The organism is Actinoplanes sp. NPDC026619, from assembly GCF_040638295.1.
In the GTDB taxonomy this organism is placed as follows: Bacteria; Actinomycetota; Actinomycetes; order Mycobacteriales; family Micromonosporaceae; genus Actinoplanes.
In genome coordinates, this window is sequence record NZ_JBEZYA010000017.1 from 148,106 (window position 1) to 173,861 (window position 25,756).

At 70.3% G+C, this 25,756-nt stretch carries 18 protein-coding genes; 11 read left to right on the plus strand and 7 right to left on the minus strand.

Annotated features, from left to right (window positions below; translation table 11 throughout):
* The first annotated feature begins 109 nt into the window (after positions 1 to 109).
* Positions 110 to 1,603, plus strand: coding sequence for an Asp-tRNA(Asn)/Glu-tRNA(Gln) amidotransferase subunit GatB (gene gatB / locus AB0E90_RS32360; protein ID WP_360414456.1), 1,494 nt, complete (start codon positions 110 to 112; stop codon positions 1,601 to 1,603).
* An 89-nt stretch (positions 1,604 to 1,692) separates the two neighbouring features.
* On the opposite strand, the gene AB0E90_RS32365 is transcribed toward gatB, so the two are convergent.
* The 3 genes from AB0E90_RS32365 to AB0E90_RS32375 are packed head-to-tail and all read right to left on the minus strand — an operon-like array spanning position 1,693 to position 4,935.
* Positions 1,693 to 3,303, minus strand: a complete 1,611-nt coding sequence (locus AB0E90_RS32365; RefSeq protein WP_360414460.1) for a metallophosphoesterase — start codon at positions 3,301 to 3,303, stop codon at positions 1,693 to 1,695.
* 37 nt (positions 3,304 to 3,340) lie between these two features.
* Positions 3,341 to 4,501 carry a PQQ-dependent sugar dehydrogenase gene (locus AB0E90_RS32370; protein WP_360414463.1) on the minus strand — a complete coding sequence of 387 codons (1,161 nt, stop codon included), beginning with the start codon at positions 4,499 to 4,501 and terminating at the stop codon, positions 3,341 to 3,343.
* Positions 4,502 to 4,560: 59 nt separating this feature from the next.
* Positions 4,561 to 4,935 carry a PH domain-containing protein gene (locus tag AB0E90_RS32375; RefSeq protein WP_360414466.1) on the minus strand — a complete coding sequence of 125 codons (375 nt, stop codon included), beginning with the start codon at positions 4,933 to 4,935 and terminating at the stop codon, positions 4,561 to 4,563.
* Positions 4,936 to 5,121: 186 nt separating this feature from the next.
* On the opposite strand from AB0E90_RS32375, the gene AB0E90_RS32380 reads away from it, so the two are divergent.
* Positions 5,122 to 7,749 carry an EAL domain-containing protein gene (locus tag AB0E90_RS32380; protein ID WP_360414469.1) on the plus strand — a complete coding sequence of 876 codons (2,628 nt, stop codon included), beginning with the start codon at positions 5,122 to 5,124 and terminating at the stop codon, positions 7,747 to 7,749.
* A gap of 52 nt (positions 7,750 to 7,801) precedes the next feature.
* Here the strand turns inward: AB0E90_RS32380 and AB0E90_RS32385 are convergent, their stop codons facing one another.
* Complete coding sequence (locus AB0E90_RS32385) at positions 7,802 to 8,812, minus strand: LacI family DNA-binding transcriptional regulator (RefSeq protein ID WP_360414472.1); 1,011 nt, start codon at positions 8,810 to 8,812, stop codon at positions 7,802 to 7,804.
* A 302-nt stretch (positions 8,813 to 9,114) separates the two neighbouring features.
* Between AB0E90_RS32385 and AB0E90_RS32390 the strand changes: the two genes are divergently transcribed.
* The 5 genes from AB0E90_RS32390 (at position 9,115) to AB0E90_RS32410 (ending at position 15,169) form a co-directional block, all read left to right on the plus strand.
* Positions 9,115 to 10,389: an extracellular solute-binding protein gene (locus AB0E90_RS32390; RefSeq protein WP_360414475.1), complete on the plus strand. Its 1,275-nt coding sequence runs from the start codon at positions 9,115 to 9,117 to the stop codon at positions 10,387 to 10,389.
* A 59-nt stretch (positions 10,390 to 10,448) separates the two neighbouring features.
* Positions 10,449 to 11,429 (plus strand): sugar ABC transporter permease, encoded by a 981-nt coding sequence (locus AB0E90_RS32395; RefSeq protein ID WP_360414478.1) that lies wholly within the window; start codon positions 10,449 to 10,451, stop codon positions 11,427 to 11,429.
* A complete protein-coding gene (locus AB0E90_RS32400; RefSeq protein ID WP_360414481.1) occupies positions 11,426 to 12,280 on the plus strand; it encodes a carbohydrate ABC transporter permease in 855 nt (284 codons plus the stop codon). The genes AB0E90_RS32395 and AB0E90_RS32400 overlap by 4 nt, the downstream gene beginning before the upstream one ends.
* A 37-nt stretch (positions 12,281 to 12,317) precedes the next feature.
* The gene (locus AB0E90_RS32405; RefSeq protein WP_360414484.1) at positions 12,318 to 14,768 is read left to right on the plus strand and encodes a glycoside hydrolase family 2 protein; all 2,451 of its coding nucleotides are present in this window, start codon (positions 12,318 to 12,320) and stop codon (positions 14,766 to 14,768) included.
* 218 nt (positions 14,769 to 14,986) lie between these two features.
* Entirely contained in the window at positions 14,987 to 15,169 is a 183-nt protein-coding gene (locus AB0E90_RS32410) for a hypothetical protein (RefSeq protein ID WP_360414487.1), read from the plus strand.
* A 13-nt stretch (positions 15,170 to 15,182) separates the two neighbouring features.
* Here AB0E90_RS32410 and AB0E90_RS32415 read toward each other — a convergent pair whose 3' ends face one another.
* Positions 15,183 to 17,666, minus strand: a complete 2,484-nt coding sequence (locus tag AB0E90_RS32415; RefSeq protein WP_360414490.1) for an MFS transporter — start codon at positions 17,664 to 17,666, stop codon at positions 15,183 to 15,185.
* A 175-nt stretch (positions 17,667 to 17,841) separates the two neighbouring features.
* Between AB0E90_RS32415 and AB0E90_RS32420 the strand changes: the two genes are divergently transcribed.
* Positions 17,842 to 19,935 (plus strand): hypothetical protein, encoded by a 2,094-nt coding sequence (locus AB0E90_RS32420; RefSeq protein ID WP_360414493.1) that lies wholly within the window; start codon positions 17,842 to 17,844, stop codon positions 19,933 to 19,935.
* Here the strand turns inward: AB0E90_RS32420 and AB0E90_RS32425 are convergent.
* Positions 19,925 to 21,625 carry a BTAD domain-containing putative transcriptional regulator gene (locus AB0E90_RS32425; RefSeq protein WP_360414496.1) on the minus strand — a complete coding sequence of 567 codons (1,701 nt, stop codon included), beginning with the start codon at positions 21,623 to 21,625 and terminating at the stop codon, positions 19,925 to 19,927. The genes AB0E90_RS32420 and AB0E90_RS32425 overlap by 11 nt on opposite strands.
* 109 nt (positions 21,626 to 21,734) lie before the next feature.
* On the opposite strand from AB0E90_RS32425, the gene AB0E90_RS32430 reads away from it, so the two are divergent.
* Positions 21,735 to 23,405 (plus strand): multicopper oxidase domain-containing protein, encoded by a 1,671-nt coding sequence (locus AB0E90_RS32430; RefSeq protein WP_360414499.1) that lies wholly within the window; start codon positions 21,735 to 21,737, stop codon positions 23,403 to 23,405.
* On the plus strand, positions 23,405 to 24,154 hold the full coding sequence (locus AB0E90_RS32435; protein WP_360414502.1) for a hypothetical protein: 750 nt from the start codon (positions 23,405 to 23,407) through the stop codon (positions 24,152 to 24,154). Before AB0E90_RS32430 ends, AB0E90_RS32435 begins: the two co-directional genes overlap by 1 nt.
* A gap of 2 nt (positions 24,155 to 24,156) precedes the next feature.
* Here the strand turns inward: AB0E90_RS32435 and AB0E90_RS32440 are convergent, their stop codons facing one another.
* Positions 24,157 to 25,038 (minus strand): SDR family oxidoreductase, encoded by an 882-nt coding sequence (locus AB0E90_RS32440; RefSeq protein WP_360414505.1) that lies wholly within the window; start codon positions 25,036 to 25,038, stop codon positions 24,157 to 24,159.
* Between the two features lie 132 nt (positions 25,039 to 25,170).
* Between AB0E90_RS32440 and AB0E90_RS32445 the strand changes: the two genes are divergently transcribed.
* Positions 25,171 to 25,707: a helix-turn-helix domain-containing protein gene (locus tag AB0E90_RS32445; RefSeq protein WP_360414507.1), complete on the plus strand. Its 537-nt coding sequence runs from the start codon at positions 25,171 to 25,173 to the stop codon at positions 25,705 to 25,707.
* Positions 25,708 to 25,756 lie beyond the last annotated feature (49 nt).

Below are 25,756 nucleotides of genomic sequence, written 5' to 3' on the forward strand. Positions count from 1 at the left end.
CAACGGATCACTCGCTGTGGGGGCAGCACGAGGTCGGCGAAAATTCTGTCGGTGGGCCCGACTAGGCTGGAGCCTGAAATCACCGGGTACAGATCGGGAGTTCACCAGCATGACGACCATCGCCCTGCCGACGTATGAGGACGCCATCGCGCGTTACGAGCCGGTCATCGGCCTGGAGACGCACGTCGAGCTGGGCACGCAGACCAAGATGTTCTGCGGCTGCCGCACCGAGTTCGGCGCGGAGCCCAACACCCAGGTCTGCCCGGTCTGCCTGGCCCTGCCCGGCGCGCTCCCGGTGGCCAACCGGGCCGGCATCGAGGCGACGATCCGCATCGGCCTCGCGCTGAACTGCTCGATCGCCGAGTGGTGCCGGATGGCCCGGAAGAACTACTTCTACCCGGACATGCCGAAGAACTTCCAGACCTCGCAGTACGACGAGCCCCTGTGCACCGAGGGCTACGTCGACGTCGAGCTCGACGGCAAGAAATACCGCATCGGCATCGAACGGGTGCACCTCGAGGAAGACACCGGCAAGTCGCTGCACGTCGGCGGCGCGACCGGCCGCATCCAGGGCGCCACCGAGTCGCTGGTCGACTACAACCGGGCCGGCATCCCGCTCGTCGAGATCGTCACCAAGCCGGTTCCCGGCCTGGGCGCGCTCGCCCCCGAGGTGGCCAAGGCCTACGTCACCGAGCTGCGCGACATCATCCGCTCGCTCGGCGTCTCCGACGTGCGCATGGAGCAGGGCTCGCTGCGCTGCGACGTCAACACCTCGCTCAACAAGCCGGGCGAGGAGTGGGGCACCCGCACCGAGACGAAGAACGTGAACTCGTTGCGCTCGGTCGAGCGCGCGGTCCGCTCCGAGATCATCCGGCAGACGAGCCTGCTCGACGAGGGCACCCGCATCATCCAGGAGACCCGCCACTTCCACGAGGACCGCGGCGACACCAGCCCCGGCCGCTCGAAGGAGACAGCCACCGACTACCGGTATTTCCCCGAGCCCGACCTGGTGCCGATCGCGCCCGACCCGGCCTGGGTGGCCGAGCTCAAGGCGGCCCTGCCGGAGCGGCCGAGCAGCAAGCGGGCCCGGCTGCGCCAGGAGTGGGGGATCAGCGAGCTCGACATGCAGTCGGTGGCCAACGCCGGCGCGGTCGAGCTGATCGAGGAGACCATCGCCGCCGGCGCCTCGCCGGCCGGCGCGCGCAAGTGGTGGATGGGCGAGCTGGCCCGCCGCGCCAACGAGACCGGCATCGACCTGTCCGCCATCGGCGCGACCCCGGCACAGGTTGCCCAGCTGCAGAAACTGGTCGACGAGGGCAAGCTCAACGACAAGCTGGCCCGCGCGGTGCTCGAGGGCGTCGTGGCCGGCGAGGGCGACCCGGCGGCGATCATGGCGGCCCGCGGCCTCGGGGTGGTCAACGACGAGGGCGCGCTGACGGCCGCCGTCGACGAGGCCATCGCGGCCAACCCCGACGTCGCGCAGAAGATCCGCGAGGGCAAGGTGGCGGCGGCGGGTGCGCTGGTCGGCGCGGTCATGAAGACCACGCGAGGCCAGGCGGATGCCAAGGCCGTCCGCGACCTGATCCTGGCGCGTCTTTCCTGAGAAGTACGCCGTAGCGAAAGTCCCGTGGCGCACGGCGAGCAGGGTGGCATCCCGGCCTCCCTGCCGCCGGCATCCGGGCGGGCCCGCAACTAACGGCTGGGTTCCGCCCCCGCCGGGGCGGAGGGGGACGGCGACTGCGTCGCCTCGCCCTTGGCGCCGACCACGTTTCGCTGCATCTCCACGTTGGATTGCCCGGTGCCGCCGAGCTGGATGTCGTCGTAGGCCTTGAGCTGGTGGTTCTCGTCGAAGTAGAGGACCGACAGGCTCAACGGCGTCGGCTCCTCCTTCTGCAGGCCGCGCAGGCCCGCGCCACCGGTCGAGCCCTCGACCATGAGCCGGGTTTGCACCGGCGCCTGGGCCACGGTGGTCACCGACGGCGTCGGCGCGACCGACTCGCCCGAGGCCGAGGCGGCCGGTTCCGGCGTGGGCGCGGGCAGCAGGCTCACCTCGCGCTTGTGCAGGTGCCCGGCCAGCACCAGCGGCACCACCCCGGAGAGCGGCTGCGCCATCGCCGGGTCGTGCACGAGTGCGATGTCCACCGGCTTGCCGTACTCCTCGATGGTGTCGGCGAGCTGGCTGCCGGCCACCTTCAGCGGATCGTTCGCGTCCTCGGCGACGGCGGCCGGCGTCTCGCTCTTGTCCGGGGTGAACTCCGGGTCGCCGATGCCGGCGATGGTCAGCCCGTCCACCTCGACCACCTTGTCGTCCAGCACGATGGCGTCCTTCTGCCTCGCCACCGCGGCCTGGATCGCCGTCGAGTCGTGGTTGCCGCGCACGTAGATGTACGGCACGCCGACCGACGGGATCGAGCTGACATAGCCGGTCTCGGCGCTCGAGCCCCAGTCGACCATGTCGCCGGTGTCGACCACCGCGTCGATGTCGAAGGTCTGCACCACGGTGCGGATCAGCCCCCACGACGACGGGTTCAGGTGCAGGTCGCTGACGTGCAGGATGCGGGTGGTGTTGCCGGCCGGCTCGTAGACCGGCAGGGCCGAGACGGTGGTGTAGAGCCGGCTCACGTTGCTGACGATCTGTTGCAACTGATCGGCGTACCGCCCGTAATTGTCGGCGATCCGGCGGGCGTCACCGACCACGGCCGGGGCGTTGACCAGCAGGCCCTCGTAACGGGGCTCGGCGATCGAGTCGGGGCGCAGCGTGCCGACCGCGAGACCGAGGCTGCCCAGCGTCACCACCGTCGCCGTCACCATCGCACCGGCGACCCGCCGGATGTTCCGGAAGATCAGCGCGGACAGGATCATCGCGCTGAGCACCGCGATGCCCAGCGAGCGCACGCCCAGCCGGATCACTCCGCTGCGGACATCGTCGACCGCGTTCTCGCCGGCCGAGCTGATCGCGGCCGGGTCGTCGATCAGGGCCTCGGTGCGGTTCTGGTCGAGCGACCCGAGGTTGACCTTGAGGTGGATCGGGCCGTCGTGGCTGTCCAGATGCAGCGAGCCCAGCGGCGGGATGTCCACCTCGGTGCCGCCCTGGATCGACGGAGTGATCGACATCTCGGCCCGGAACGGGCCCACGTTGAGGCCGGCGTGCCCGAACAGCATCGTGCCGATCACCACGCCGCCGATGCTGACCAGGCCGACCGCGGCGGCGATCCGGACCCGGACGGCCCACCGGTGACGCGCGAAGCGGCGGACGGCGGACCAGGCGTTCTGGAGACGGCGCACCCATTGGTGATCGGTCATCGGAGGATCACCTTGCCCATCGCGGCGGTCATCAAACTCAGCTACGGCCGGCGCCGCCGCTGGAGAACACCAGGCGGATGATGCGGTCGTCGTCGGGGGCCGGCTGGCCGCCCTCCTCCTTGTTCGAGGTGCTCGCCCACAGCGAGCCGTCCGGCGCGAGCACCAGGGCACGCAACCGTCCGTACTCCCCGGTCAGCAACTCCTGCGGGGTGCCCAGGACGGTGCCGTTGCCGGTGACGTTGAGCAGCCAGACGCGCTGGCCGAGCAGGCAGGCGGCGGCCACCGCCTGTTCGACGGGCGCGACGCCGGCGCAGTAGGAATCGGCGATCGGCCAGGTCTGCATCGGGTTGGCGAGCGTCGCGTCGTTGCCCGCGCCGTCGACCTTGGCCCAGCCGTAGTTCTTGCCCTTCTCGATGACGTTGAGCTCGCCGTTGCGGGGCTGGCCGCTCTCCGTCGCATACATCTTCTTGTCCGGGCTCCAGGTGATGCCCATGACGTTGCGGTGGCCGGAGCTCCAGACCAGCGAGTCTTTCACCGGGTTGTCCGGAGCGGCTTTGCCGGCCGTGGTCATCCGCAGGATCTTGCCGCCCAGGCTCTTCGGGTTCTGCGCCTGCGTGCCGGTGGTCGCGTCGCCGGTGCCGGCGTAGAGATAGCCGTCCGGGCCGAAGGCCAGCGCGCCGCCGTTGTCGGTCGCCGCGCGCGGGATGCCGGTGACGATCGGCTGCACGGCGCCCTTGAGCGTCAGCTTGCCGATCCGGTTGTCCTTGGCGGTCGAGTAGTACACAAAAACGGTCTTGTCGGTGTCGTATTTCGGGGAGACCGCGATGCCGAGCAGGCCGCCGTCGCCGGACGGCTGCACCTCGGCGAGCTTCTGCACCTCGGCGACGACCAGGCCGTTGGCATCCGACTCGGGGCCGACCTGCAGGATGCGGCCGGTGTCACGCTCGGTGACCAGGGCCGCTCCGCCGGGCAGGAACGCGATGCCCCACGGCACCTGCAGGCCCTTGGCGAGCGCGGTGACCGCGACCTCTTGATCGCCGCCGGCCCCCTCGGAGATCGACAGCGACGGTTTCGGCAGGTTGGGCGGGGCGCCCTGCTGATCGGGATCAGGCGGACCGAAGCTGCAGGCGGTGGTCAGCGCCAGCACGGCGCCGAGCGACACGGCCGTGGCCCGGGCCCGGCGGGAACGCACGATCACGCGACCTCCTCGACTTGACGCCCCCAGGGTAGCGGCGCGAGCTGGGAACGCTGGGGCGATCACTCGTCCTGCTTGATCTCCTGCTTACCGGCGGCCAGGACTCGAGGAAGATTCGTCTGGGTGACGCCGGTCAGACGGATCACGTTGCCGTTGTCGAGCAGCGCGGAGATCTGCCCGGACGGGTCCGGGGCCAGCTCGGAGATCCGCTGCCAGGGCACCCGGGTGCTGCCGGCCAGGGCCCGGACCCGCAGCTCATCGGGGTAGACGTCGGTGCCGGCGCGCCACGCCCAGGCGAAGGCGGCGATCGGCAGGAGCAGGATCGGGGTCCACTCCCACCCGGCCCCGGCGAGCGGGACCGCGCCGACGAACGCGATCACGGCGGCGACCAGGAGCGCGCCGGTCTTGCGGACGCGAAGGAGGGGCTTTGATCTCACCGGCTCATTGTCCCATCCGCCGTCTGAGCGGCCGGAGCAGGTGACGGTTGTCCACAGGCGACAAACTGTCCGTGCGGTGGCCGGGCCCCGGCCGTAACCTGTTCGAGGGACGGTCGTTGATCCGAGGCAACGCCCCCCGTTTAGCTAGTTACCCCTTGTCCGTCCGGCTTCAGAGGATCCGTCGACGTGGCTGTGCAACCCCCCATGCACGCCCGGCACACCGACCGGGCGACGTTCCTCGGCGTGCCGGTGGTCGCCGTGATCGTGCTGCTGGCCGGCCTTTTCGGCGGCACCCCGCCCGCCGTCGCGCTGGCCATCGCCGTCGGCGGCACCGGCCTGTGGGCCGGCATCCACCTGATCCGCACCGCCTACGAGACGCACCACCGGGACGGCACCGTCGTCGCCTGCCGGGGCGCCGGGTTCATCGGCCTCGGCTCGCTGGCCACCGCCCTCACCGCGATGATTCCGCTCTGGGGCCCGCCGTCGCCGGGCGTCTGGGCCACTTCGGCGTTCGCGGTGGTCGTCGCCCTCTTCTCGACGGGTGTGCTGTTCCTTCCCGGCTGGGCCGACAACTGGCAGGTCCGCACCCGGCGAGCCTTCGACGGCGCCGGTCTCGGCGTGAGCCTGACCTTCGCGGGCTACCTGATTCCGGTGGTCCGCTCCCCGCACCTGATCATCCTGCCGGCGATCATGCTCAGCGCGATCGGCATCTCGATCACCGTGGTGGCGGTGCTGCGCGGCCGCCCGCACCGGCTGCCCTCGGTGCGCTGCGGCATCGGCGTGGTCGTGGCCCTGTTGGCGCTCGTCGTGATCGTCGCGCTGGCCACGCTGGGCCGGGGCGAGCTCGCGCTGCCGGTGCTCGGCCTGCCGATCGTGGCCGGGCTGACCGCGGTGGCCGACGGCGGCAGCCGCCGTGGCCTGGCGCCGTCCCCGCTCGAGCCGCGCCACCCCGACCAATACCTGGCGAGTTATCCGCTGCTGGCCGTCCCGGCCGCGGTCGGCGTGGTGGCCGCGCTCTGGCACCTGATCACGGTGCGCGCGTTCGACACCACCGGCGTCATCCTCGGCATCAGCATGGTGGCCGTGCTGGTCATGCGCGAGCTGCTGGTGGTGCGCGACATCCGGCGATACGCCGGTCAGCTGCAGACCGCCGAGGCGCACTTCCGCTCGCTGGTGGCCGGCGCCACCGACCTGACCCTGGTGCTCGACGAGCGGTTGCGCATCCGCTGGCAGTCGCCGGCCGCGTCCCGGCTGTTCGGCCTCGCCGACGACGAGGTGGTGGGGCGCACCTTCACCGACCTGATCCATCCCGACGACGCGGCCGACGCCCAGGCGGTGATCGACGCGGTGCTGGCCGGCGAGCACGCCGAGGGGCCGCCGGCGCTGGTCAGCGCGCGCCTGCGGGACGGCGCCGAGCTCTGGCGCGACACCGAGTCGAGCATCGCCGACCAGCGAGCGGTGCCCGAGGTCGCGGCGCTTGTGGTGCACGTGCGTGACGTCGGCGAGCGGCGGCACCTCGAGCGCACGCTGCACAAGATGTCCTACAGCGACCAGCTCACCGGCCTGGCCAACCGGCGGGCGCTGATGCGCGACCTGCTCGCCCACCGCCGCCGGGCCGGCCAGCAGGGCACCCTGCTGGTGATCGACCTGCACGGTCTCGCTGAGATCAACGACAGCCGCGGCCGCGAGGTCGGCGACGTGGTGCTGATCGAGGTGGGCCGCCGGATCAGGACGCTGCTGCGCGCGGAGGACGTGCCGGCCCGGCTGGGCGGCGACGAGTTCGCGGTGCTCACCTCCGACGGGGCCGTGCTGGCCTACGCTCTGGCCTCCCGGATCGCGACGGTGCTCGCCGAGCCGCATCAACTGCCGGGCGCGACCGTCGAGGTGCACACCAGCATCGGGCTGGCCGAGCTGGCAGGCGGCGGCGACTCCGACGAGGTGCTGCGCCACGCCGACCTGGCCCGCAAACGGGCCCGGCAGCTGGGCCTCGATCGAGTGGAGTGGTACGACCCGGACGTCGAGATGAAGCTCAACCGCCGGATGGAGCTGGAGCAGCAGTTGCTCGGCGCGGCCGAGCGGGGTGAGCTCGACATGGTCTTCCAGCCGGTGATCGATCTGCGCGAGGGTCAGCCGGTCGGCGTCGAGGCGCTGCTGCGCTGGCGGCACCCCGGGCTGGGCACGATCCTGCCGGCCGAGCTGCTGCCGATCGCCCGGGCGGTGGGCATCAGCGCCGAGATCGACGAGTGGGTGCTGGACGCCGCGTGCAAGCACCTGACCGCCTGGTCGGCCGGCGGCGACGGGTTCTGGCTGTCGGTCAACGTGTCGCCGCGCGAGCTGCTGACCGCCCGCTTCCCCGACCGGGTGGCGTCGACGCTGCGGCGTTACGGCCTGGCCCCCGAGCGGCTGGTCGTCGAGGTGGCCGAGGACTGGGTCGCCGAGGACGTGCCGGCGATCGTGGCGTCGCTGGCCGGGCTGCGCAAGCTGGGCGTGCGGGCCGCGCTCGACGACTTCGGCGCCGGCCAGGCCTCCCTGTCGCACCTGCGCCGCCTGCCGGTCGACATGTTGAAGCTGGACGCCTCCCTGGTCAACTCGTCGTCGGAGGCGACGGCGCCGGGCGCCGGGCCGGCCGTCATCGACGTGGTGGTGAGCCTGGGCCGGCTGCTCGGGCTGGAGATCGTGGCGAAGGGCCTGGAGACGCGCGAGCAGATCGACCGCGCCGCGAAGGCGGGCTGCGTCTTCGGCCAGGGCTTCGAGCTGGGCCGCCCGGCCCCGGCCGAACGCATGGAGGCCTACCTCGACAGTCACCGCGCGTAACGAGAGTCAGGCACCGCGCGTAACGAGAGTCAGGCACCGCGCGTAACGAACGTTAGCGGGGCGGCGCGGTGCTTCCACGGGGCGTGAGGTGCGCGGTGCCGGCCTCGACGTTGGTGACCTGCTTGCCGTCGATCGAGGCCAGCAGCTCGCGGGCGGCGTGCGCGCCGTACTCGGCGATGTCGCGGGTCAGGGCGGTCAGCGGCGGGTGCACGAGGCTGCACAGTGGTGAGTCGTCCCAGGCCACGATGGACAGATCGCCGGGCACGGCCAGGCCCATCTCCTGCGCCACCGCCAGGCCGGCCACGGCCATCACGTCGTTGTCGTAGATGATCGCGGTGGGCCGCTCGGTGTCGATCAGCAGCCGGCGGGTGGCCCGGCTGCCCTCCTCGCCGGTGTAGTCGGAGGGCACGGTAACCGCCTCGAGCCCGAGCGACGTGCAGATGTCGTTGAACGCCCGGGTGCGGGCCTGGGTGTGCAGCAACCCGGGCAGACCGCTGACCCGGGCGATCCGCCGGTGACCCAGCGCGACGAGATAGCGAACCGCCTCGGTGATCGCGCCGGCGTCGTCCGACCAGATCTGGGCGATCTTGCCGGTCTCGCCGGGGCCGCCGATCACCACGGCGGGGAGCTGTAACTGCTGGAGGACCGGGATGCGGATGTCGTTTTCCCGCAGGTCGGTGACGATCACGCCGTCGATCCGGCGCTCGCCCCACCAGCGGCGGTAGACCTCCACCTCGAGCTCGGGGGTGGCCACGACCTGCAGCGTCAATGCGTAGGACCGGGCGGACAGCTCGGCCTCGAAACCGCTGATCAGGCCCATGAACCAGGGCTCGATGCCGAGAATGCGGGCCGGTCGGCACAGCGTCAGGCCGACGGCGCGCGCGCTGGCGCCGGACAGCGCGCGAGCAGCACTGTTCGGGTTGAACCCGATTTCCTGGGCGATGGCAACGATGCGCTGCCGGGTCGCCTCGGAGACTCCGGGCTGTCCGTTGAGCGCGTATGAGACGGCGCCCTTGGACACGCCCGCCCGCCGCGCGATGTCGGCGATCGTGGGCCGCTTCACTCGGTCTCCCTCTGAACTTTCCGGCTGAAGCTTACCGGCAGCTGAAATCGGTAGAGCGCTCTCACGCGGTGGCGCGGCGGGATGAACAAGCGTGGGGGTGGGGGCTTGATCGGTTAAGTGTTACGGGACACAAGCCCGCTTGTAAACGCCGATCGGCATAAAAGTCCGATCTGTCCCACTTAACTGTCACTGACAACGTTGGTAGATCACCGTTGTAACACGCTATTGACACTCATCGAGGTGAGGCTTAGCGTCTCCACAACTTACCCGGTTCAGTAAATTCTCTCCTCTGTGGAGGCGCAATGAAAAACTTTGGCAAGCGCGGGCTGGCGGCAGCCGCCGCGGCAACGCTGCTTCTTGCAGGCTGCAGCGGTCAGAGCCTCGAAGACAGTGGCAACAAGGGCGGCACCGCCACCACGACCCTCAAGATCGCCTTCTGGGGCGACATGGGTCTCGACAAGCTCAAAACGGCGTACGAGGCCGCCCATCCGAATGTCAAGATCGTTCTCAACTCGGGTGAGTACAACGCCCAGCACGAGGACCTGCAGAAGAAGCTGGTCGCCGGCTCCGGGGCCCCGGACATCTCGGCCATCGATGAGGGCTTCATCGTCCAGTTCCGCAGCCAGGCCGACAAGTTCGTGAACCTCAACGACAAGGGCGCCGCGGAGTACGAGTCGAAGTACCTGCCCTGGAAGTGGAAGCAGTCGCTGTCCACCGATGGCAAGCAGATCGGCCTCGGCACCGACGTCGGCGGCCTGGCCATGTGCTACCGCTCGGACCTGTTCGCCAAGGCCGGCCTCCCGACCGACCCGGCCGCGGTCAGCAAGCTCTGGCCCGACTGGGACTCGTTCATCAACGTCGGCAAGCAGTACGTCGCGAAGACGAACAAGAAGTTCGTCGACTCCGGCACCAACATGTTCAACCCGGTGCTCGCCCAGCAGCCGGTCGGCTTCTACGACGAGGGCGACAAGCTGCAGATGGACGGCGGCCCCAAGGTCGCGTTCGACGCCAGCATGAAGGCCATCGACGCCGGCATCTCGGCCAACCTCGCCAGCTTCCAGCCCAACTGGGACCAGGGTTTCAAGAAGGACCAGTTCGCGGTCCTGGCCTGCCCGGCGTGGATGCTCGGCCACATCCAGGACACCGCGCCCGACCAGAAGGGCAAGTGGAACATCGCGGCCATCCCCGGTGGCGGCGGTAACTGGGGCGGCTCGTGGTGGACCATCCCGGCCCAGGGCAAGAACGTCGACGCCGCGGTGGACTTCGTGAAGTGGCTGGTCGCTCCGGAGCAGCAGATCGAGGTCTTCAAGACGGTCGGCAACCTGCCCTCGCAGCCGGCGCTCTACAAGGACGCGGCGGTGCTGGACTACAAGAAGGAGTTCTTCAGCAACGCGCCCACCGGCCAGATCTTCGCGTCCACCGCGGAGAACCTGAAGCCGCAGTACCTGGGCAAGAAGGCCGGCCCGACCCGCGTCGCGGTGGAGAACGTGATCACCCAGGTGCAGCAGGGCAAGCTCAAGTCGGCCGCAGCCTGGGCCGAGGCGGTCAAGCAGGCCGAGAAGGCATCCAACTCCTGATCTTCGAAACAGGCGGCGGGGCGGCGTAGAGCCGCCCCGCCCTTCCCATAGGAGTGGTCGTGTCTCTCACCCAGCTCCGGCCGTCGCCGCAGCACGCGGCGCCTCCGGCCAAGCCGAGCCGGGCCAAGCTGTGGCTCTACCGGTTCGACACCAAGGCGATCCCGTACGTCTTCATCGCCCCGTTCTTCATCATCTTCGCGATCTTCGGGCTTTTCCCGATCATCTTCAACGGGATCGTCTCGCTGCGGACCTGGCGGCTGGACGACCCGGACAAGGACGGCTGGGCCGGCTTCGCGAACTTCAGCAAGCTGCTCACCGACTCCGACTTCTGGAACGCGCTCTACAACACGATCGGCATCTTCATCCTGTCGACGGTGCCGCAGCTGCTGATGGCACTGATCTTGGCGAACCTGCTGAATCGCAAGCTGAGCGGCCAGACGTTCTGGCGGATCGGCATCCTGCTGCCCTACCTGACGCCGGTGGTCGCGTCGACGCTGGTGTTCGCGGTGTTCTTCAGTCGCGACAGCGGCATGGCGAACTGGTTCCTGTCCCTGGTGGGCTACGGCCACGAGCAGCCGCTCGACTGGCGCGCCGACAAGTGGAGCAGCTGGATCGCGATCGCCACGATGGTCAACTGGAAGTGGATCGGTTACAACGCGCTGCTCTATCTCTCCGCGATGCAGGCGATTCCCAAGGACATCTACGAGGCGGCGTCGGTCGACGGCGCCGGGCCGTGGCGTCAGCTCTGGCGGATCACCGTGCCGATGATCCAGCCGGTCGTGGTGTTCACCGTGATCCTGTCGACCATCGGCGGGCTGCAGCTGTTCAACGAGCCGATGATGTTCGACGAGAACCCGCAGTCGGCCACCGGTGGCTCCGCCCACCAGTTCCAGACCATCGCGCAGCTGATCTACAAGGTCGGCTGGAAGGACCTGAATCTCGGGTACGCCGCCGCGATGTCCTGGGCGCTGTTCCTCCTCATCCTGATCATCGCGGCCATCAACGCCACGCTCACCAAGCGCATCGGAGGGGACCGGTGACCTCGCTCGTGAACCGGGCGCCGCAGGACACTCGCGGCACCTGGAAGACGTACCTCGGCCTCTCCCTGATCTTGATCTTCTCGGCCTTCCCGGTGTACTGGATGTTTGTCATCGCGACGAGCACCGACGCGGCCGTCACACAGATCCCGCCGTCGGTGATCCCCGGCGGCGAGCTGATGAACAACCTGCGTGAAGTCTTCACGATGAGCGACGTCTACTTCACGGCGTCGCTGATCAACAGCTTCATCGTCTCCACCGTGATCACCGCCTCGACGCTGTTCTTCTGCTCGCTGGCCGGGTTCGCCTTCGCGAAGCTGCGCTTCCCGGCCCGGAACGCGCTGATGTTCGTGGTGATCCTGACCCTGACCGTGCCCAACCAGCTCGGCGTCGTGGCCCTCTACATCCTGATGGGCAAGATCGGCTGGAACGGCACCCTGCTCGCGGTCATCGCGCCCGGCCTGGTCAGCGCGTTCGGCGTCTTCTACATGCGGCAGTTCATCGGGCACGCGGTGCCGGACGAGCTGGTGGAGTCGGCGCGGATCGACGGCGCGATGACGATGCGGGTCTACTGGAGCATCGTGCTGCCGGCGATCCGGCCCGCCCTCGCGGTGCTCGGCCTGCTGACCTTCGTGATGGCCTGGAACGACTTCCAGTGGCCGCTGATCACGCTGAACGGCACCGAGTTCCCCACCTCGATGGTCGCGCTCAGCGACCTGGCCAGCGGCAACTATGTGATCTACCGCCGGGTGCTGGCCGGCGCCTTTGTGGCTACCGTTCCCTTGATCGTTCTGCTGCTCGTCGGCGGCCGGCAGATCGTTCGAGGGATCATGGAAGGCGCAGTCAAGTCCTGATTTTCCCTTTAAGGGAGATCCGTTCAAAGGGAGAAAAGTGAACCACCTGCACGAAGGCTGGACGATCTCCGGCGGCGACGTCAGCGACCTGCCGGCCGACGTGCCGGGATGCGTGCACACCGCGCTGCTCGCCGCCGGCCGCATCGAGGATCCGTACCTGGACGAGAACGAGACGAAGCTGGCCTGGATCGGGCGCACCACGTGGGAGTACACGACCACGTTCACGCCCGGCCTCGGCGCGCCCCGGATCGACCTCGTCTGCGCGGGCCTCGACACGGTCGCCACGATCGAGCTGAACGGCTCGCCGATCGGCCGGACCGCCAACATGCACCGGGGTTACCGGTTCAGCGTGCAGGATCTGCTCCGCGACGGCAGCAACTCCCTGAAGATCAAATTCGACAGCCCTTATGTGTACGCCGAGCAGGAGCGTGCACGTCTGGGCGACCGGCCGAACGCGTACCCGGAGCCGTTCAACTTCATCCGGAAGCAGGCCTGCAACTTCGGCTGGGACTGGGGGCCGACCCTGGTCACCGCCGGGATCTGGCAGCCGATCGGCCTGCACTCCTGGTCGGTGGCCCGGCTCGCCGAGGTCCGCCCCCAGGTGACGGTGGCGCCGGACGGCACCGGCCGGGTCGAGGTGCGGGTGCGACTCGAGCGGGCGGCCGAGGAACCGGTGACCATCACCGCCTCGGTCGCCGGCCGCCGAGCGACCGCCACCGTCGACGGCATCGAGGCGCTGCTGATCCTCACCGTCGACGAGCCGGATCTGTGGTGGCCACGTGGCTTCGGTGCCGCGTCGCTCTACGACCTCGACGTGGCGCTCTCCTCATCACAAGGGGAGCAGCTCGATTCCTGGTCGCGGCGGATCGGCTTCCGGAAGGTGCGCGTCGACACCGCCGGCGACGCGTTCACCCTGCACGTCAACGACGTGCCGATCTTCGTGCGCGGCGTCAACTGGATCCCCGACGACGTCTTCGCCGACCGCATCACCCGTTCCCGGCTGCGGGAGCGGTTCGTCCAGGCGGCCGGCGCCAACGTCAACTACCTGCGGGTCTGGGGTGGCGGGCGGTACGAGTCGGAGGACTTCTACGAGCTGGCCGACGAGATGGGTTTCCTGGTCGGGCAGGACTTCCTGTTCGCCTGTGCGGCGTACCCGGAAGAAGAGCCGTTCCGCGGTGAGGTCGAGGCCGAGGCCCGGGAGAACGTGATCCGCCTCAGCTCGCACCCCAGCCTGGTCATCTGGACCGGCAACAACGAGAACCTCTGGGGCCACGAGGACTGGGACTGGAAAGCGCCGCTGGCCGGCCGCACCTGGGGCGCCGGCTACTACTTCGACCTGCTGCCGCGCCTCGTCGCCGAGCTCGACCCGGCGCGTTTCTACTGGCCCGGCAGCCCCTACTCGGGGGCTCCGAACCGTTACCCGAACGACCCGGCGGCCGGCACCACGCACATCTGGGACGTGTGGAACACCGACGACTACACCAAGTACGCGGCCTACCGCCCCCGCTTCGTCGCCGAGTTCGGTTTCCAAGCGCCGCCCGCCTTCGCGACCCTGGCGCGCGCCCTCTCCGACGACCCGCTCGCCCCCGACTCGCCCGGCATGGCGCACCACCAGAAAGCGATCGGCGGCGACCAGAAACTCGAGCGCGGCCTCGCGAACCACCTGCCCGCGCCGCGCGACTTCGACGACTGGCACTATCTGACCCAGCTCAATCAGGCACGCGCGGTGGCGTACGCCATCAAGCATTTTCGCTCTTTGCGTCCGCTGTGCATGGGCAGCATCATGTGGCAGCTCAACGACTGCTGGCCGGTCACCTCCTGGGCGGCCGTCGACGGCGACGGGCGAAAGAAGCCGTTGTGGTACGCCATGCGTGACGCCTACGCCGACCGCCTGCTGACCCTCCAGCCGCGGACGGCCGCCGCCCCGGTCGCCGGCGGTCCGGACGAGACGACGCCCGGCGAGATCTTCACCGCGCCCGGCGCCCCGGCCCTGGTCGCGGTGAACGACGGCGGCGAGCCCTGGATCGTCAGCGCCACCGTGACCCGCCGCAACCTGTCCGGCGACATCCTGGCCGCCTCGTTCCTCAACTTCACGGTGGCCCCGGGCGGCGCGGTGACGATCCCGCTCCCGGCCGACCTGACCACCCCGGAGGACCCGGCGACCGAGCTGGTCGTGGCCGAGTCCGGCGACGACCGCACGTTCTGGTTCTTCGCCGAGGACAAGGACATCGCCTGGCCGGCCCCGTCCTTCACCACGTCGGTGACCAGCGACTCCGAGTCCACAAAGGTCACGGTGACGGCGACGTCGATCCTGCGGTCGCTGACCCTCTACCCGGATCGGCTGGACCCGTCGGCCGAAACGGACAAGGCCGGAGTGACGCTGCTTCCGGGCGACACGGTGACATTCAACATCCTTTCCGCCAAGCCGCTGGACGGTACGGAATTGACGAGCCGGCCGGTCCTGCGCTGTGTGAACGACATCGCCTGACAAACAATTCGGTCTCCGTCTGTGGCACCTTTTCCGTCGTGGAAGTTGCGACACCGGCGGGGACGCGAATTGACCTTTTCGGCGGCTTCCGGGTCGTTGCCGGCGGGCGGCCGGTGCCACCCGAAGCGTGGTCCCGGCGCAAGACGGCGGCGCTGGTCAAGCCGGCTCGCGCTGGCTTCCGGGCACCGGCTGCGGCGCGAGCAGGTGACCGACCGGCTGTGGCCGGATCTCGAGCCCGCGGCGGCCGCGGCGAATTTACGGTCGCGACGCCGGTGAACTGGCAGCAGGGCCAGGACGTGGTGATCGCCGGCTCGGTCTCCAACGAAACGGCCAAGGACATCTTCGGCAGCTGGGCCGAGCCCAAGCCGTACATCCGGATCGTCCCGCAGCCCACGTCCTGACCCGCCCCGGCCGTCAGGCTCGAGGCGTCGAGGTGGCGAACGCGGTCGGGTTGCCCAGCACGATGTCGTGGTCGGTGTGGTCGCCGGTGAGCTGGACGCGGCCCGCGACCGGGGCGTGACCGCTCGCGGCGATCGTGTAAACCCCCGGCGGCAGGTCGCGTAGTTCGTAGCGCCCCTCGCCGTCGGTGGTGGTGGAACCGGCGACCTCGCCCAACTCGTTGACCGCGACCACCGACGCCTCCGGGATCGGGCGGCTGGAGACGGCCGCCCGGACCACGCCGGTCAGGGTGCCGCCGATCGTCAGGACCAGGTCGGCCTGGCGGGTCCGGCCGGGGGAGATGATCCGGGTGGCCGGGCGGGCGTGCTCGGCGGTGGCGGTCAGCATGTAATCGGATTCGTCCAGGCCGGACAGTCGGTAGTGGCCGTCGGCGTCGGTGGTCGCGGTGGCGACCACGGCGCCGGACAGGTCGGTCAGGGTGACGGCGGCGCCGGGAACCGGGCGGTCGCGGCGGTCGGTGATGCGGCCCTCCACGTGGCTTGCGCCGGCCAGTGACAGGACCCGGCGGATCTCGCCGGAACCGGCGTTGACCAGCACGGCGGCCGGTTGGTGGTCGTCGGCCGCGCAGATCAGCATGAACGTGCCGCCGTGCGGGAGCACCAGCCGGAACTCGCCGTCGGCGCCGGTGGCGGCATGCGCGACGTGGCCGCCCTCGAAGTCGGCGACCGTCACGGTCGCGCCGCTCAGCACCGCGCCGTCGGGACCGTCGATCCGGCCGCTGATCACCGGGCCGGGAGCGGAGGCCGAGCGGTGCTCGGCGTGGGCGGTCATGGCAGCCGGCACGTCCACCGGCCGAGCCACCTCAGCGGGCGGCGCGGCGGCGGGCGGCGCGGCGGCGGGCGGCGCGGCCGCGGTGGGCTCCGCCGGCTCGTCGGGGGTCTCGGTGCGGGCGGCATCGCCGGCCTGGGCGCGCAGCGGCACCTGCGGCAGGAACAGGAACAGCAGGAACGCCACGACCAGGATCGCCGCCGCCAGCAGGAAGATGTGGTCCATCGCCGTCGAGAAGCCGGACTGGAACGGCCGGGTCAGCGCCGGCGACGCCTTCGCCAGGAAGGACGTGTCGTCCAGCGAGGTGGCGCCGCCACCTTGCAGAAGAGCCAGCAACGGCTTGTTGGCCGGCAGCGCGGCCAGCGCCGGATCGGCCACTGCCTTCCGCGCGCTGTCGGTGGCGAACGCGTCGGCGATCCGGTCACCGACGGTGCCGAACAGGATGGAGAGGAAGATCGCGGTGCCCGCGGTGGCGCCCATCTGCCGGAAGAACGTCGCCGACGCGGTGGCCACCCCGATCTCCGACGGCGCCATCGCGTTCTGCACGGCCAGGGTGATCGGCTGGAGCACGAAGCCCAGCCCGAGCCCGAACACCCCCATGAACACCCCGGCGTGCCAGAACGGCGTGTCGACCCCGAGCGTGGCCAGCAGCAACAGCCCACCGACCATGAGCAGAGCACCGAGCATCGGGTACGGCTTGTAGCGGCCGATGCGACTGATCAGCTGCCCGGAGACGAGCGACCCGAGCATGATCCCGGCGGTGAGCGGGAGCAGTTGCAGACCCGACTCGGTCGGCGTCGCACCCCGCACGATCTGCAAGTAGAGCGGGAGCAGGGCGAGGCCGCCGAACATCCCCATGCCGATCACGAAGCCGCCGGCCGAGGTAAGCGCGAACGTCCGGTTCCGGAAGAACCGCAGCGGGATCAGCGCCTCCTCTTTCATGTGCGCCTCGGCGACGAGGAAGGCGAGCAGCCCGACGGCGCCGACGGCGAAGCAGGCGATCGAGCGCAGGTCGGTCCAGCCCCAGGTGCGGCCCTGCTCGGCCACGGTGAGCAGCGGAACCAGGCAGACGCAGATGGTGGCCGCGCCCCACCAGTCGATGCGGTGGTTGCGGCGGTTGTGCGGCAGCCGCAGCACCCGGGCGACGACGACCAGCGCGACGATACCGATCGGCACGTTGACCAGGAAGACCCAGCGCCAGCCGGTGAGCCCGAGGATCTCGTCGGCGCCGGCGAAGAAGCCGCCGACGACCGGCCCGAGCACGCTGGACATGCCGAAGACACCGAGGAAGTAACCCTGGTAGCGAGGGCGGTCCCGGGCCGGGACGACGTCCGCGATGATCGCCAGAGCCAGCGAGAAGAGGCCGCCGGCGCCGAGGCCCTGCACCGCGCGGAAGCCGGCGAGCTGGTACATCGAGGTCGCGAACGAGCAGGCGGCCGAGCCGATCACGAAGATCGTGATGGCGGCCAGGAAGAAGCGCTTGCGGCCGTAGATGTCGGAGAGCTTGCCGTACAGCGGGGTCGAGATGGTCGCGGTGATGAGGTACGCCGTGGTGACCCACGCCTGCATCGAAAGCCCGTGCAGGTCGTCGCCGATGGTGCGGATCGCCGACGCCACGATCGTCTGGTCGAGGGCCGCCAGGAACATGCCGAGCATCAGCCCGGCGAGCACCTCGAGAATTTGGCGATGACTGAGTTGAGCTGACTCGCTGGTTGATCCCACTCAACTCGCAACGATGCATCGCGCCGTCAGGTTTCAGCGTGGCCAAAGCCGGACATCAGCGGCGCCCGTCAGGGTCGCCGTCCGGAAGTGCGCCGGGCGGAATCCGGACGGAATGGGGTGTCCTATGCGGAGAACAGTCGTCGCGGTGCTCGCGGGCGTGATAGGTGCGGCAGCGTTGGCCGGCGTGGCATCGGCGGTGGTCATCGCCCCGGCGTCGCCGCGGGCCGGCAAGCTGGTGCAGGTCGGCCCGATCGCCGAGCACGGCTTCCCGGCGTGGTTCCGGGACAGCAACGACGTGCGGCTGGAGGCCTGCACGTCGCTGGACGATCCGCTCTGCCCGGCGCTGGCCGACGAGGTGCCGAACCCGGAACAGCCGGTCTCGTTCCCGGACAATTTCCCGGGCGAGTTCTTCTACCAGTTGACCGACGCCACGCTCAACCTCACCTCGGGCGCCAAGGTGGTGATCGGGATGAACCTGGAGGGAGCGTTCGCCAACGACGAGGTGGTGGACGGCGACCAGATGGTGTTCGGCCGGATCCGGATCCGGTTCGACGCGCCGGCCGGCGAGCGCTACCGGATCACCCACCCGTACGGCGTCGACGACCTGGTCGCGACCGACAAAAAGGGCGTCAACCTGACCGACGACGTCGGTGCGGTGGCGGGCGCGTTCGGGCAGGTCCTGAACAGCCGGATCGGCCCGTTCCTCAAGTGGGATCCGGCGGTCGCCCCGGCCGCTCCGGCGGGCTACGCCGGCGATCCGGGCGTGACCCACAAGATCGTCGGCAGCCCCTACAACACCAACTTCATCCGGATCGAGCGCCTCGATCCGGTCACCGGCGCGGTCCTGAGTCAGGTCGGTTTCACCGATTTGTTCAGCGTGCAGGGCCGCTACGCGACCAACGCGGGCGTCGATGTCGATCAGGCGACGTACGCCGACAGCGCGCTCGAGGTGTTCGCGACCAGCGAGCCCGGCCAGTCGATCGAGGTGACTGGCATCCCGGCGCTGGGCTTCCGCACCACCCGGCTGCGCGGCGGCAGCAACGGCCGCTACTACGGCCGTTTCCCGCTCACCGGCCCGGTCCCGCCGGGCACGAAGATCGAGGTGGTCAACGCCAGCGATCGGCCGGTCGCGAAGAAGATCAGGGCGGTCACCGACGTGGTGCGGATCAGCAAGATCGAGTACGACGCGGACGCCGCCCGTCTCAGCGTGGAGGCGACGTCGAGCGGCGGCAGCGCGCTCACCGTCACCGGCTTCGGCCCGCTGACCAACTCCCCGTTCACCTCGGTCCTCGCCCCGCCGCCGACGATCACGGTCACCTCGGCCGGGGGCGGCTCGGCGACCTCGGCGCTGTCCGGCACCGGTGGGACGTTCCAGCCGGCCGCTCCGGTGGCGGCCGCGATCGCTGACTCCCCGGCGATCATCGGCCAGACCGTGCGGTTGAGCGGCGGCGGCTCGGCGGGCGAGATCGACACGTACGCCTGGATGCAGACCGCCGGTCCGGCCGTGACGCTTTCCGGCGGGAGCTCCGCGACCGCCTCATTCGTCCCGACCCAGCCCGGCACCTACACGTTCGCGCTTGCGGTGGCCGGCCCCGGCGGTGAAAGCACGCCGGCGTCGGTGACGATCACGGTGGTCGCGGCGGCACTGCCGAAGTCGGTTCCCGGCGCCGAGCAGACCGTCGTCCGCGGTCGCGCCGTGACTCTGGACGGCAGCGGGTCGACCGGCGTGGAGACGTACTCCTGGCGGCAGGTCTCCGGCCCGGCGGTGACGCTCACCGGCGCCACCACCGCGAAGCCGTCGTTCACCTTCCCGGCGCAGGCGTTGCCGGCCGCACCCGGCCCGAACGCCACCTTCGTCGCGGACAACAGCCCGGTCGTGCTGGAGCTGACCGTGCGCAACCCGGCCGGGACCGATGTCGCGACGACGACGGTCCGCCCGGCCGCCGAGCAGTTCACCGGGCTGGCCGTGCGCTACCGCACCGGCAACAACGAGTGGCGGATCAGCGGCACCAGCACGCTGATCACCGGCCAGCGGGTCATCGCGGTGCTCGGCGCCAACCTCACCGGCCGGGTGATCGGCACGCCGGTGGCGGTGGACGCGGCGGGCGCGTTCAGCATCCGGGTCACCGGCCCGGCGCCTGGCCCGGTGACGCAGATCAGCCTGGTCACCACGAGCGGCGGCACCCAACTGGCGATCCCGGTGCAGGTCACGAACTAGCCGCGAGCAGGCCGCGCAGGTAGCGGCCGGATGCGCCGGACACCTGACCGGCCACGGCGTCACGGATCAGCGTGGCGCGGTGGCCGGTCAGTGCGTCCGGGCGCTCGCCGAGCAGGTGGGCGTGGGTGAGATGGTCGACCGCGCCGAGCACCTCGGCGGCCGGATAGCCGGTGAGCCGCACCAGATCGTCGGCGCTCAGGTCGCCGAGCACCGCGCAGAAACGCAGGATGTCCCAGGCCGGGTCGGGCATCCACCGGGTGCGGGACCGGGCGGTCTGCATGGCCACCCCGAGCGCCACCTCGCGGGACCGGTTCGCGACCGCGACCAGGGCCGGGATGCCGCCGGTGCGGAGCAGCAGCGTGTCGTCGCCGAGCGGGGCGAGCTCGTCGGCGGTGAGCGGCTCCAGCCGCAGCACCACCGGCGTGCCGAGGCCGGCCACCGGGCGGCGGACGATCTGCGACGGGTAGTGGTAGGTCAGCACCACGTGCAGGCCCGGGCAGTTGGCGGACAGCCAGGCCAGCTCGGCGACGCTGGCGCCGTCGAGGTCGGCGGCGTCGTCGACGGCCAGCACGACCGGTTCCGGGCCGGTCAGTGCCGCGGCGATGCGGTCGAGCTCGGCACGGCCCATCGGTTCGCCCGGACCGGCCGCGTCCACCACGGCCAGCACCGCCGGCTCGACGCCGAGCTGAACCAGCGCCGACCGCAGCCAGGCGAGCCGCTGCACGCCCACCGACGAGCCCGCCACGCCGGCGCCGACCCGGCCGACCAGGTGCCGGGCCAGCTCGGCGAGGAAGGCCGTCTTGCCGGCGCCGTGCGGGCCGACGATGTGGATGACCTTGGGCTGGTGCGGCTCGACCAGGACGCGCACCTCGGCGATCCGGCCGAGGAACTCATCGCCGACCGGCTGCCGGCGCGGTGGCGGCGGTGGCGGCGAAGGAACCGGTGTCCGGTCGGTGAGCAGCTTGCGATGCAGGCGCAACAGGTCGGCCGACGGCGATACGGCCAGCTCGTCGCTGAGCACCCGGCGGCAGCGCTCGAAGAACCGCAGCGCGTCGTCGCGCCGGTCCATCGCGATGGCCGCCTCCATCGCCATCCGGTAGCCCCGCTCCAGGAACGGGTTGAGCTCGATCGCCTCCTGGGCCAGCCGCAACGACCGGTTCGCGTCGCGTTCCAGGCAGGCGGTGGCCAGTTCGAGGCGGGCGCCGACCGCGGCGATCTGCACCTCGGTGCGGGCCGAGTCGGCCCAGTCCGCGTACGGGTCCTCGGGAAACGGCAGCTCCCGGGTCAGCTCGAGGATCTCCTCCTGGCGGGAGAGCCGTTCCGGGCCACCCTGCGGCAGCGAGTCGAGGTCGCGGACCAGTTGCCGCAGGTCGGCGAGGTCGAGCTCGGCCCGCGCGGTGTCGAAGTAGTAGCCGCCGCCGTTGGTGACGATGAAGCAGGCCGAGGCCGCGTCGTTCGGCTGGAACCGGCGGCGGATCACCGAGACGTAGTGCTCGAGCGCGGCCACATGATTGCCGGGCAGGTCGTCGCCCCACACCGCGTCGGCGAGCGCGTCCTTGGACTGGATCCGGCCGTGCCGGGCGGCCAGCACGGCCAGCACCTGCCGCGCCCGCCGGGGCAGTTCACCGGCGGGAAGCACGGTCCCGTCGCCGGCGATGACCGACAACTGTCCGAGCACTCTGACTCGCATGTCCGCCTGATCGGCAGATCGGCCGCGATTCTCAGCTTTTACACAGGTCGACTTCAGGCCCCGTTTCTAGCGTCTGCCGCCCCTGGCACCTGAGGAGACGGGAGGGCCCATGGCACGTGGAAAGGTGAGCCGGCGCGATCTGTTGCGGGGCGCGCTGGCGATGGGCGGCGGTGGACTCATCGTCGCGGCGGGCGGCGGCGAGGTGCTGGCCGCGTCGAGCAAGCTGGCCTCGAAGAACACGCCGACGCCGTACACCAATATGTTCCGGCGTCCGCCGGTGCTGATGCCGTTCGAGGAGGGCGCCGACGAGCAGGGGCCGTTCCAGCGTTACCGGCTGACCCAGAAGCTCGGCGCGGCCTCGATCGTGCCCGGCCTGACCACCACCATCGCCGGCTACAACGGGATCTTCCCGGGCCCGACCATCAAGGTGAACCAGGGCACCCGCACCGAGGTGCGGATCGCCAACAAGCTCACCGTGAACCGGATCAACGGCCTGCCCTTCTCCACCGTCACCCACCTGCACGGCTCGGCGTCGCTGCCGCAGTACGACGGCTACGCCAACGACCAGACCGCGCCCGGGTGCTGCAAGACTTACAAGTACCCGAACTGGCAGCAGGCGCGCACGCTCTGGTACCACGACCACAATCACCGGGACACCGCGCAGAACGTGTTCTCCGGGCTGGCCGCGCAGTACCACCTCAGCGACCGGTACGAACGAGCACAACTGCCGCAGGGCGAGTACGACGTGCCGCTGATCGTCAGCGACATGGCGTTCAACGCGGACGGCTCGGTCGCCTTCGACGACTCGTCCAACGCCGGCTTCATGGGCGACGTCATCCTGGTCAACGGGGTGCCGTGGCCGCTGATGAAGGTCAAGCCGCGGGTCTACCGCTTCCGCGTGCTGGCGGCCGGCATCTCCCGCTCGTTCCGGTTCGGGCTCTCCACCGGCGACCCGGTCTACATCGTCGGCACCGACGCCGGCATGACGCCCAAGGTGGCCGCGGTGCCGTCCTGGCGGCACGGCGTCGCCGAGCGCTACGAGGTGCTGATCGACTTCCGGAAGTACAAGCCCGGCACCAAGGTCGAGCTCAAGAACCTCAGCAACAAGAACAACGTCGACTTCGCCAACACCGGCAAGGTGGTCCAGTTCCAGGTCGTCGAGGACACCGGACCCAAGGATGTGTACGCCATCCCGACCACCCTTGATCTCGGCCCGCAGCCGTTCGCGAACCGCGGCGCGATCGAGGTCAACAAGCTCACCGCCGACATGGCGGTCGCCAGGCGCCGGCTCCGGGTCGAGCGCAAGCACGGCCTCTGGACGATCAACGGCGAGACCTGGGAGGACGTCGAGGACTCCGGTTTCACCCGGGTGCTGGGCAATCCCAAGCCGTACGACATCGAGATCTGGGAGTTGGTGAACGAGTCCGGTGGCTGGTTCCACCCACTGCACATCCACCTGATCGACGCCCAGATCATCGGCCGCAACACGACCGCGGACGGCAAGGCGCACGCCTGGGAGGGCGGCGGCAAGGACGTCTTCTATCTCGGCGAGAACGAGACCGTGACCGCGCTCATGCAGTTCACCACCGGCGACGGCAACGCCGGCGGCCGGTACATGACGCACTGCCACAACCTCGTGCACGAGGACAACGACATGATGATCCAGTTCGCGGTCGGCGACGCGAAGGTCAACGACCCGGTCTCCTCGGACAAGCCGGTGAGCGACGGCGAGGACGAGATGCCGACGACGTACGGCGTCTCGTACCCCCTGGGCACCTGATGCGCCGTTTGCTGATCGCCGCCGCAGTGGCGGCGGCCCTGATCCTGGCCGGCGTGTACGCGTCGGCCAGGCCTCCCGCGTCGTCCCCATCGACCACCGCCATAGATGGGGACGACGCGGGCGACGCCCAGGCGACCACGACGTTCGACGGGGCGATGGTGCGCAAGCGGGCGGCCATCGCCGTGCACCCGGCGGCCGGCGCGGACCGGGTGAAGATCCGATCCGAGTTGGCCGCCGCGGCCCGGAGGGCGGACCTCGGCGCCCTGACCGAGGCGACCTTCGCGGTGTTCAGCGAACAGATGCTCGACTATCTGGTGCCGGAGATGACGTTCGTGCTGCCCGAGGGGGTCGCGGTGACCCGGGGCGAGGCGTTCATGCGCGACAACCAGCCCACCGACGTAGCGTTCTACCTGGTCGAGCCGGTGCTCGTGCACGACCTGACGTTCGCCGTGGTGCCGGCGGCCGGAGTCACGCCCGCCACGGTTCGGGCCACCGAGGACTCCGAGGGGATCCTGTCCGACACGCTCAACCACTACGACACGGCGGTGCAGCCGGCCGGGGTGACGGTGAAGTATTTCGGCGCGATCCTGTCCGACCCGGCCATCGCCTCGGTGCGCGACGCGATGGCCCGGGCCGCAGGAGTGCCGGCCGACCGGGTGCAGTTGACCGCGAACGAGCCCGGCCCCGGCATCGACCTCTCCAACGGGGCGCCTCTGCTCGACGACGAGTCACCCCACCATCACCACTGACCTCAGCTGGTGTAGCTGCCGGCGTCGAGGTCGGCGATCAGGCCCGGCCCGGTCGGCTTCCAGCCGAGCGTCTGCTGGGTCTTCTCGCTGGTCACCGGCGCGTCCATGGCGAAGAACATGGCCAGCCACTCGAAGTGCTCGGCCGGGACCGACTTGACCGGCAGGTCGAGCGCCCGGCCGATCGCCTCGGCGATCTCCCTGGTGGTGACGCCCTCCTCGGCGACCGCGTGCCAGGAGGTGCCGGCCGGCGCCTCCTCGGCGACCATCCGCACCAGCGCGGCGGCGTCGGTCACGTGCACGGCCGGCCAGCGGTTGCTGCCGTCGGCCGGGTAACCGCTGACGCCGCTGCGGCGGGCGATGTCGACGAGGGCGGCCATGAAGCCGTAGTCGCCCTTGCCGTGCACGGTCGGCGCGAACCGGACGACCGCCGCGCGCACGCCCCGGCCGGCGAAGGCGAGGGTGGCGGCCGCGTTGGCCGACCGCGGGTGGGCGGCCGGGTCGGGCTGGTCGTCCTCGGTGGCAAAGCGGCCCTGGGCGAGGCCGATCACGCCCGAGGCGATCACGAACGGCTTGCCGGTGCCCTCGAGCGCCTCGCCGATCGTGGTGATCGCGACGCCGTCGGCGCGGGCGCCCTCGGCCATGCCCGCGGGTGTGAAGATGTGCTTGTAGCCGAGGTGGATCACGCCGTCCGAGTCGGCGGCGCCGGCCCGCAGGCCGTCGAGGTCGTCCAGGTCGCCGCGGCGGACCTCGGCCCCCACCGCTTCGAGCTTGGCGGCGGACTCGTCCGAGCGGGCGAGACCGACGACCTGGTGGCCGGCCTTCAGGAGCTCGGCGGTGGTGGCGGAGCCGATCCAGCCGGATGCGCCGGTGACGAAGATGCGCATGGAAACCTCCAGTGATGTCACTTGATGACATCACCGACGTTAGCACGAGTGATGTCATCAAGTGACATGACTAGAATCATGGTCGTGGCTAGGTGGCAGGGAGGAACGGCGGGCCGTCTTCAAGAGACGGCCATGCGGCTGTACGTGGAGCGCGGCTACGACCAGACGACGGTCGCCGACATCGCGAACGAGGCCGGCCTCACCGCGCGCACGTTCTTCCGGCACTTCGCCGACAAGCGCGAGGTGCTCTTCGCCGGCTCCGAGTTCCTGCGCGATGCCATGGTCAAGGCGGTCGCCGACGTGCCGTCGTCGGCCGACCCGATGCGGGCCGTGGCCGCCGCGCTCGACGCCACCGCCGCCGTGCTCGGCCGCGACCACCGGCACTCCAGTCAGCGGCAGGCGGTGATCGCGTCGAACGCCGAGCTGCGTGAGCGCGAGCTGATCAAGATGGCGAACCTGGCCGCGCTCCTGGCCGGCGAGCTGCGCGAGCGGGGCGTCCCGGGTCGCGACGCGAGCCTGGCCGCCGAGAGCGGCGCCGTGGTGCTGCGGGTCGCCTTCGAGCAGTGGGTCGACGGGCCGCCCACCGGCGATCTCCGCCAGATCATGCGCGACACCCTGGCTCGCCTGAGCGTCGTCACCAAATCTTCAGCGAACCCACAGGACGACTAGAGCCGCTTTTCCGAGTATGTGCCGAAATTTCGGTCATCTCGGAGAGGCG

Excerpts from the sequence above, each read along its gene's own strand:
- gatB (WP_360414456.1), top strand. The coding sequence starts at position 110 with ATGACGACCATCGCCCTGCCGACGTATGAGGACGCCATCGCGCGTTAC.
- AB0E90_RS32365 (WP_360414460.1), bottom strand. The coding sequence starts at position 3,303 with ATGACCGATCACCAATGGGTGCGCCGTCTCCAGAACGCCTGGTCCGCC.
- AB0E90_RS32390 (WP_360414475.1), top strand. The coding sequence starts at position 9,115 with ATGAAAAACTTTGGCAAGCGCGGGCTGGCGGCAGCCGCCGCGGCAACG.
- AB0E90_RS32420 (WP_360414493.1), top strand. The coding sequence starts at position 17,842 with ATGCGGAGAACAGTCGTCGCGGTGCTCGCGGGCGTGATAGGTGCGGCA.
- AB0E90_RS32425 (WP_360414496.1), bottom strand. The coding sequence starts at position 21,625 with ATGCGAGTCAGAGTGCTCGGACAGTTGTCGGTCATCGCCGGCGACGGG.
- AB0E90_RS32430 (WP_360414499.1), top strand. The coding sequence starts at position 21,735 with ATGGCACGTGGAAAGGTGAGCCGGCGCGATCTGTTGCGGGGCGCGCTG.
- AB0E90_RS32435 (WP_360414502.1), top strand. The coding sequence starts at position 23,405 with ATGCGCCGTTTGCTGATCGCCGCCGCAGTGGCGGCGGCCCTGATCCTG.
- AB0E90_RS32440 (WP_360414505.1), bottom strand. The coding sequence starts at position 25,038 with ATGCGCATCTTCGTCACCGGCGCATCCGGCTGGATCGGCTCCGCCACC.
- AB0E90_RS32445 (WP_360414507.1), top strand. The coding sequence starts at position 25,171 with ATGCGGCTGTACGTGGAGCGCGGCTACGACCAGACGACGGTCGCCGAC.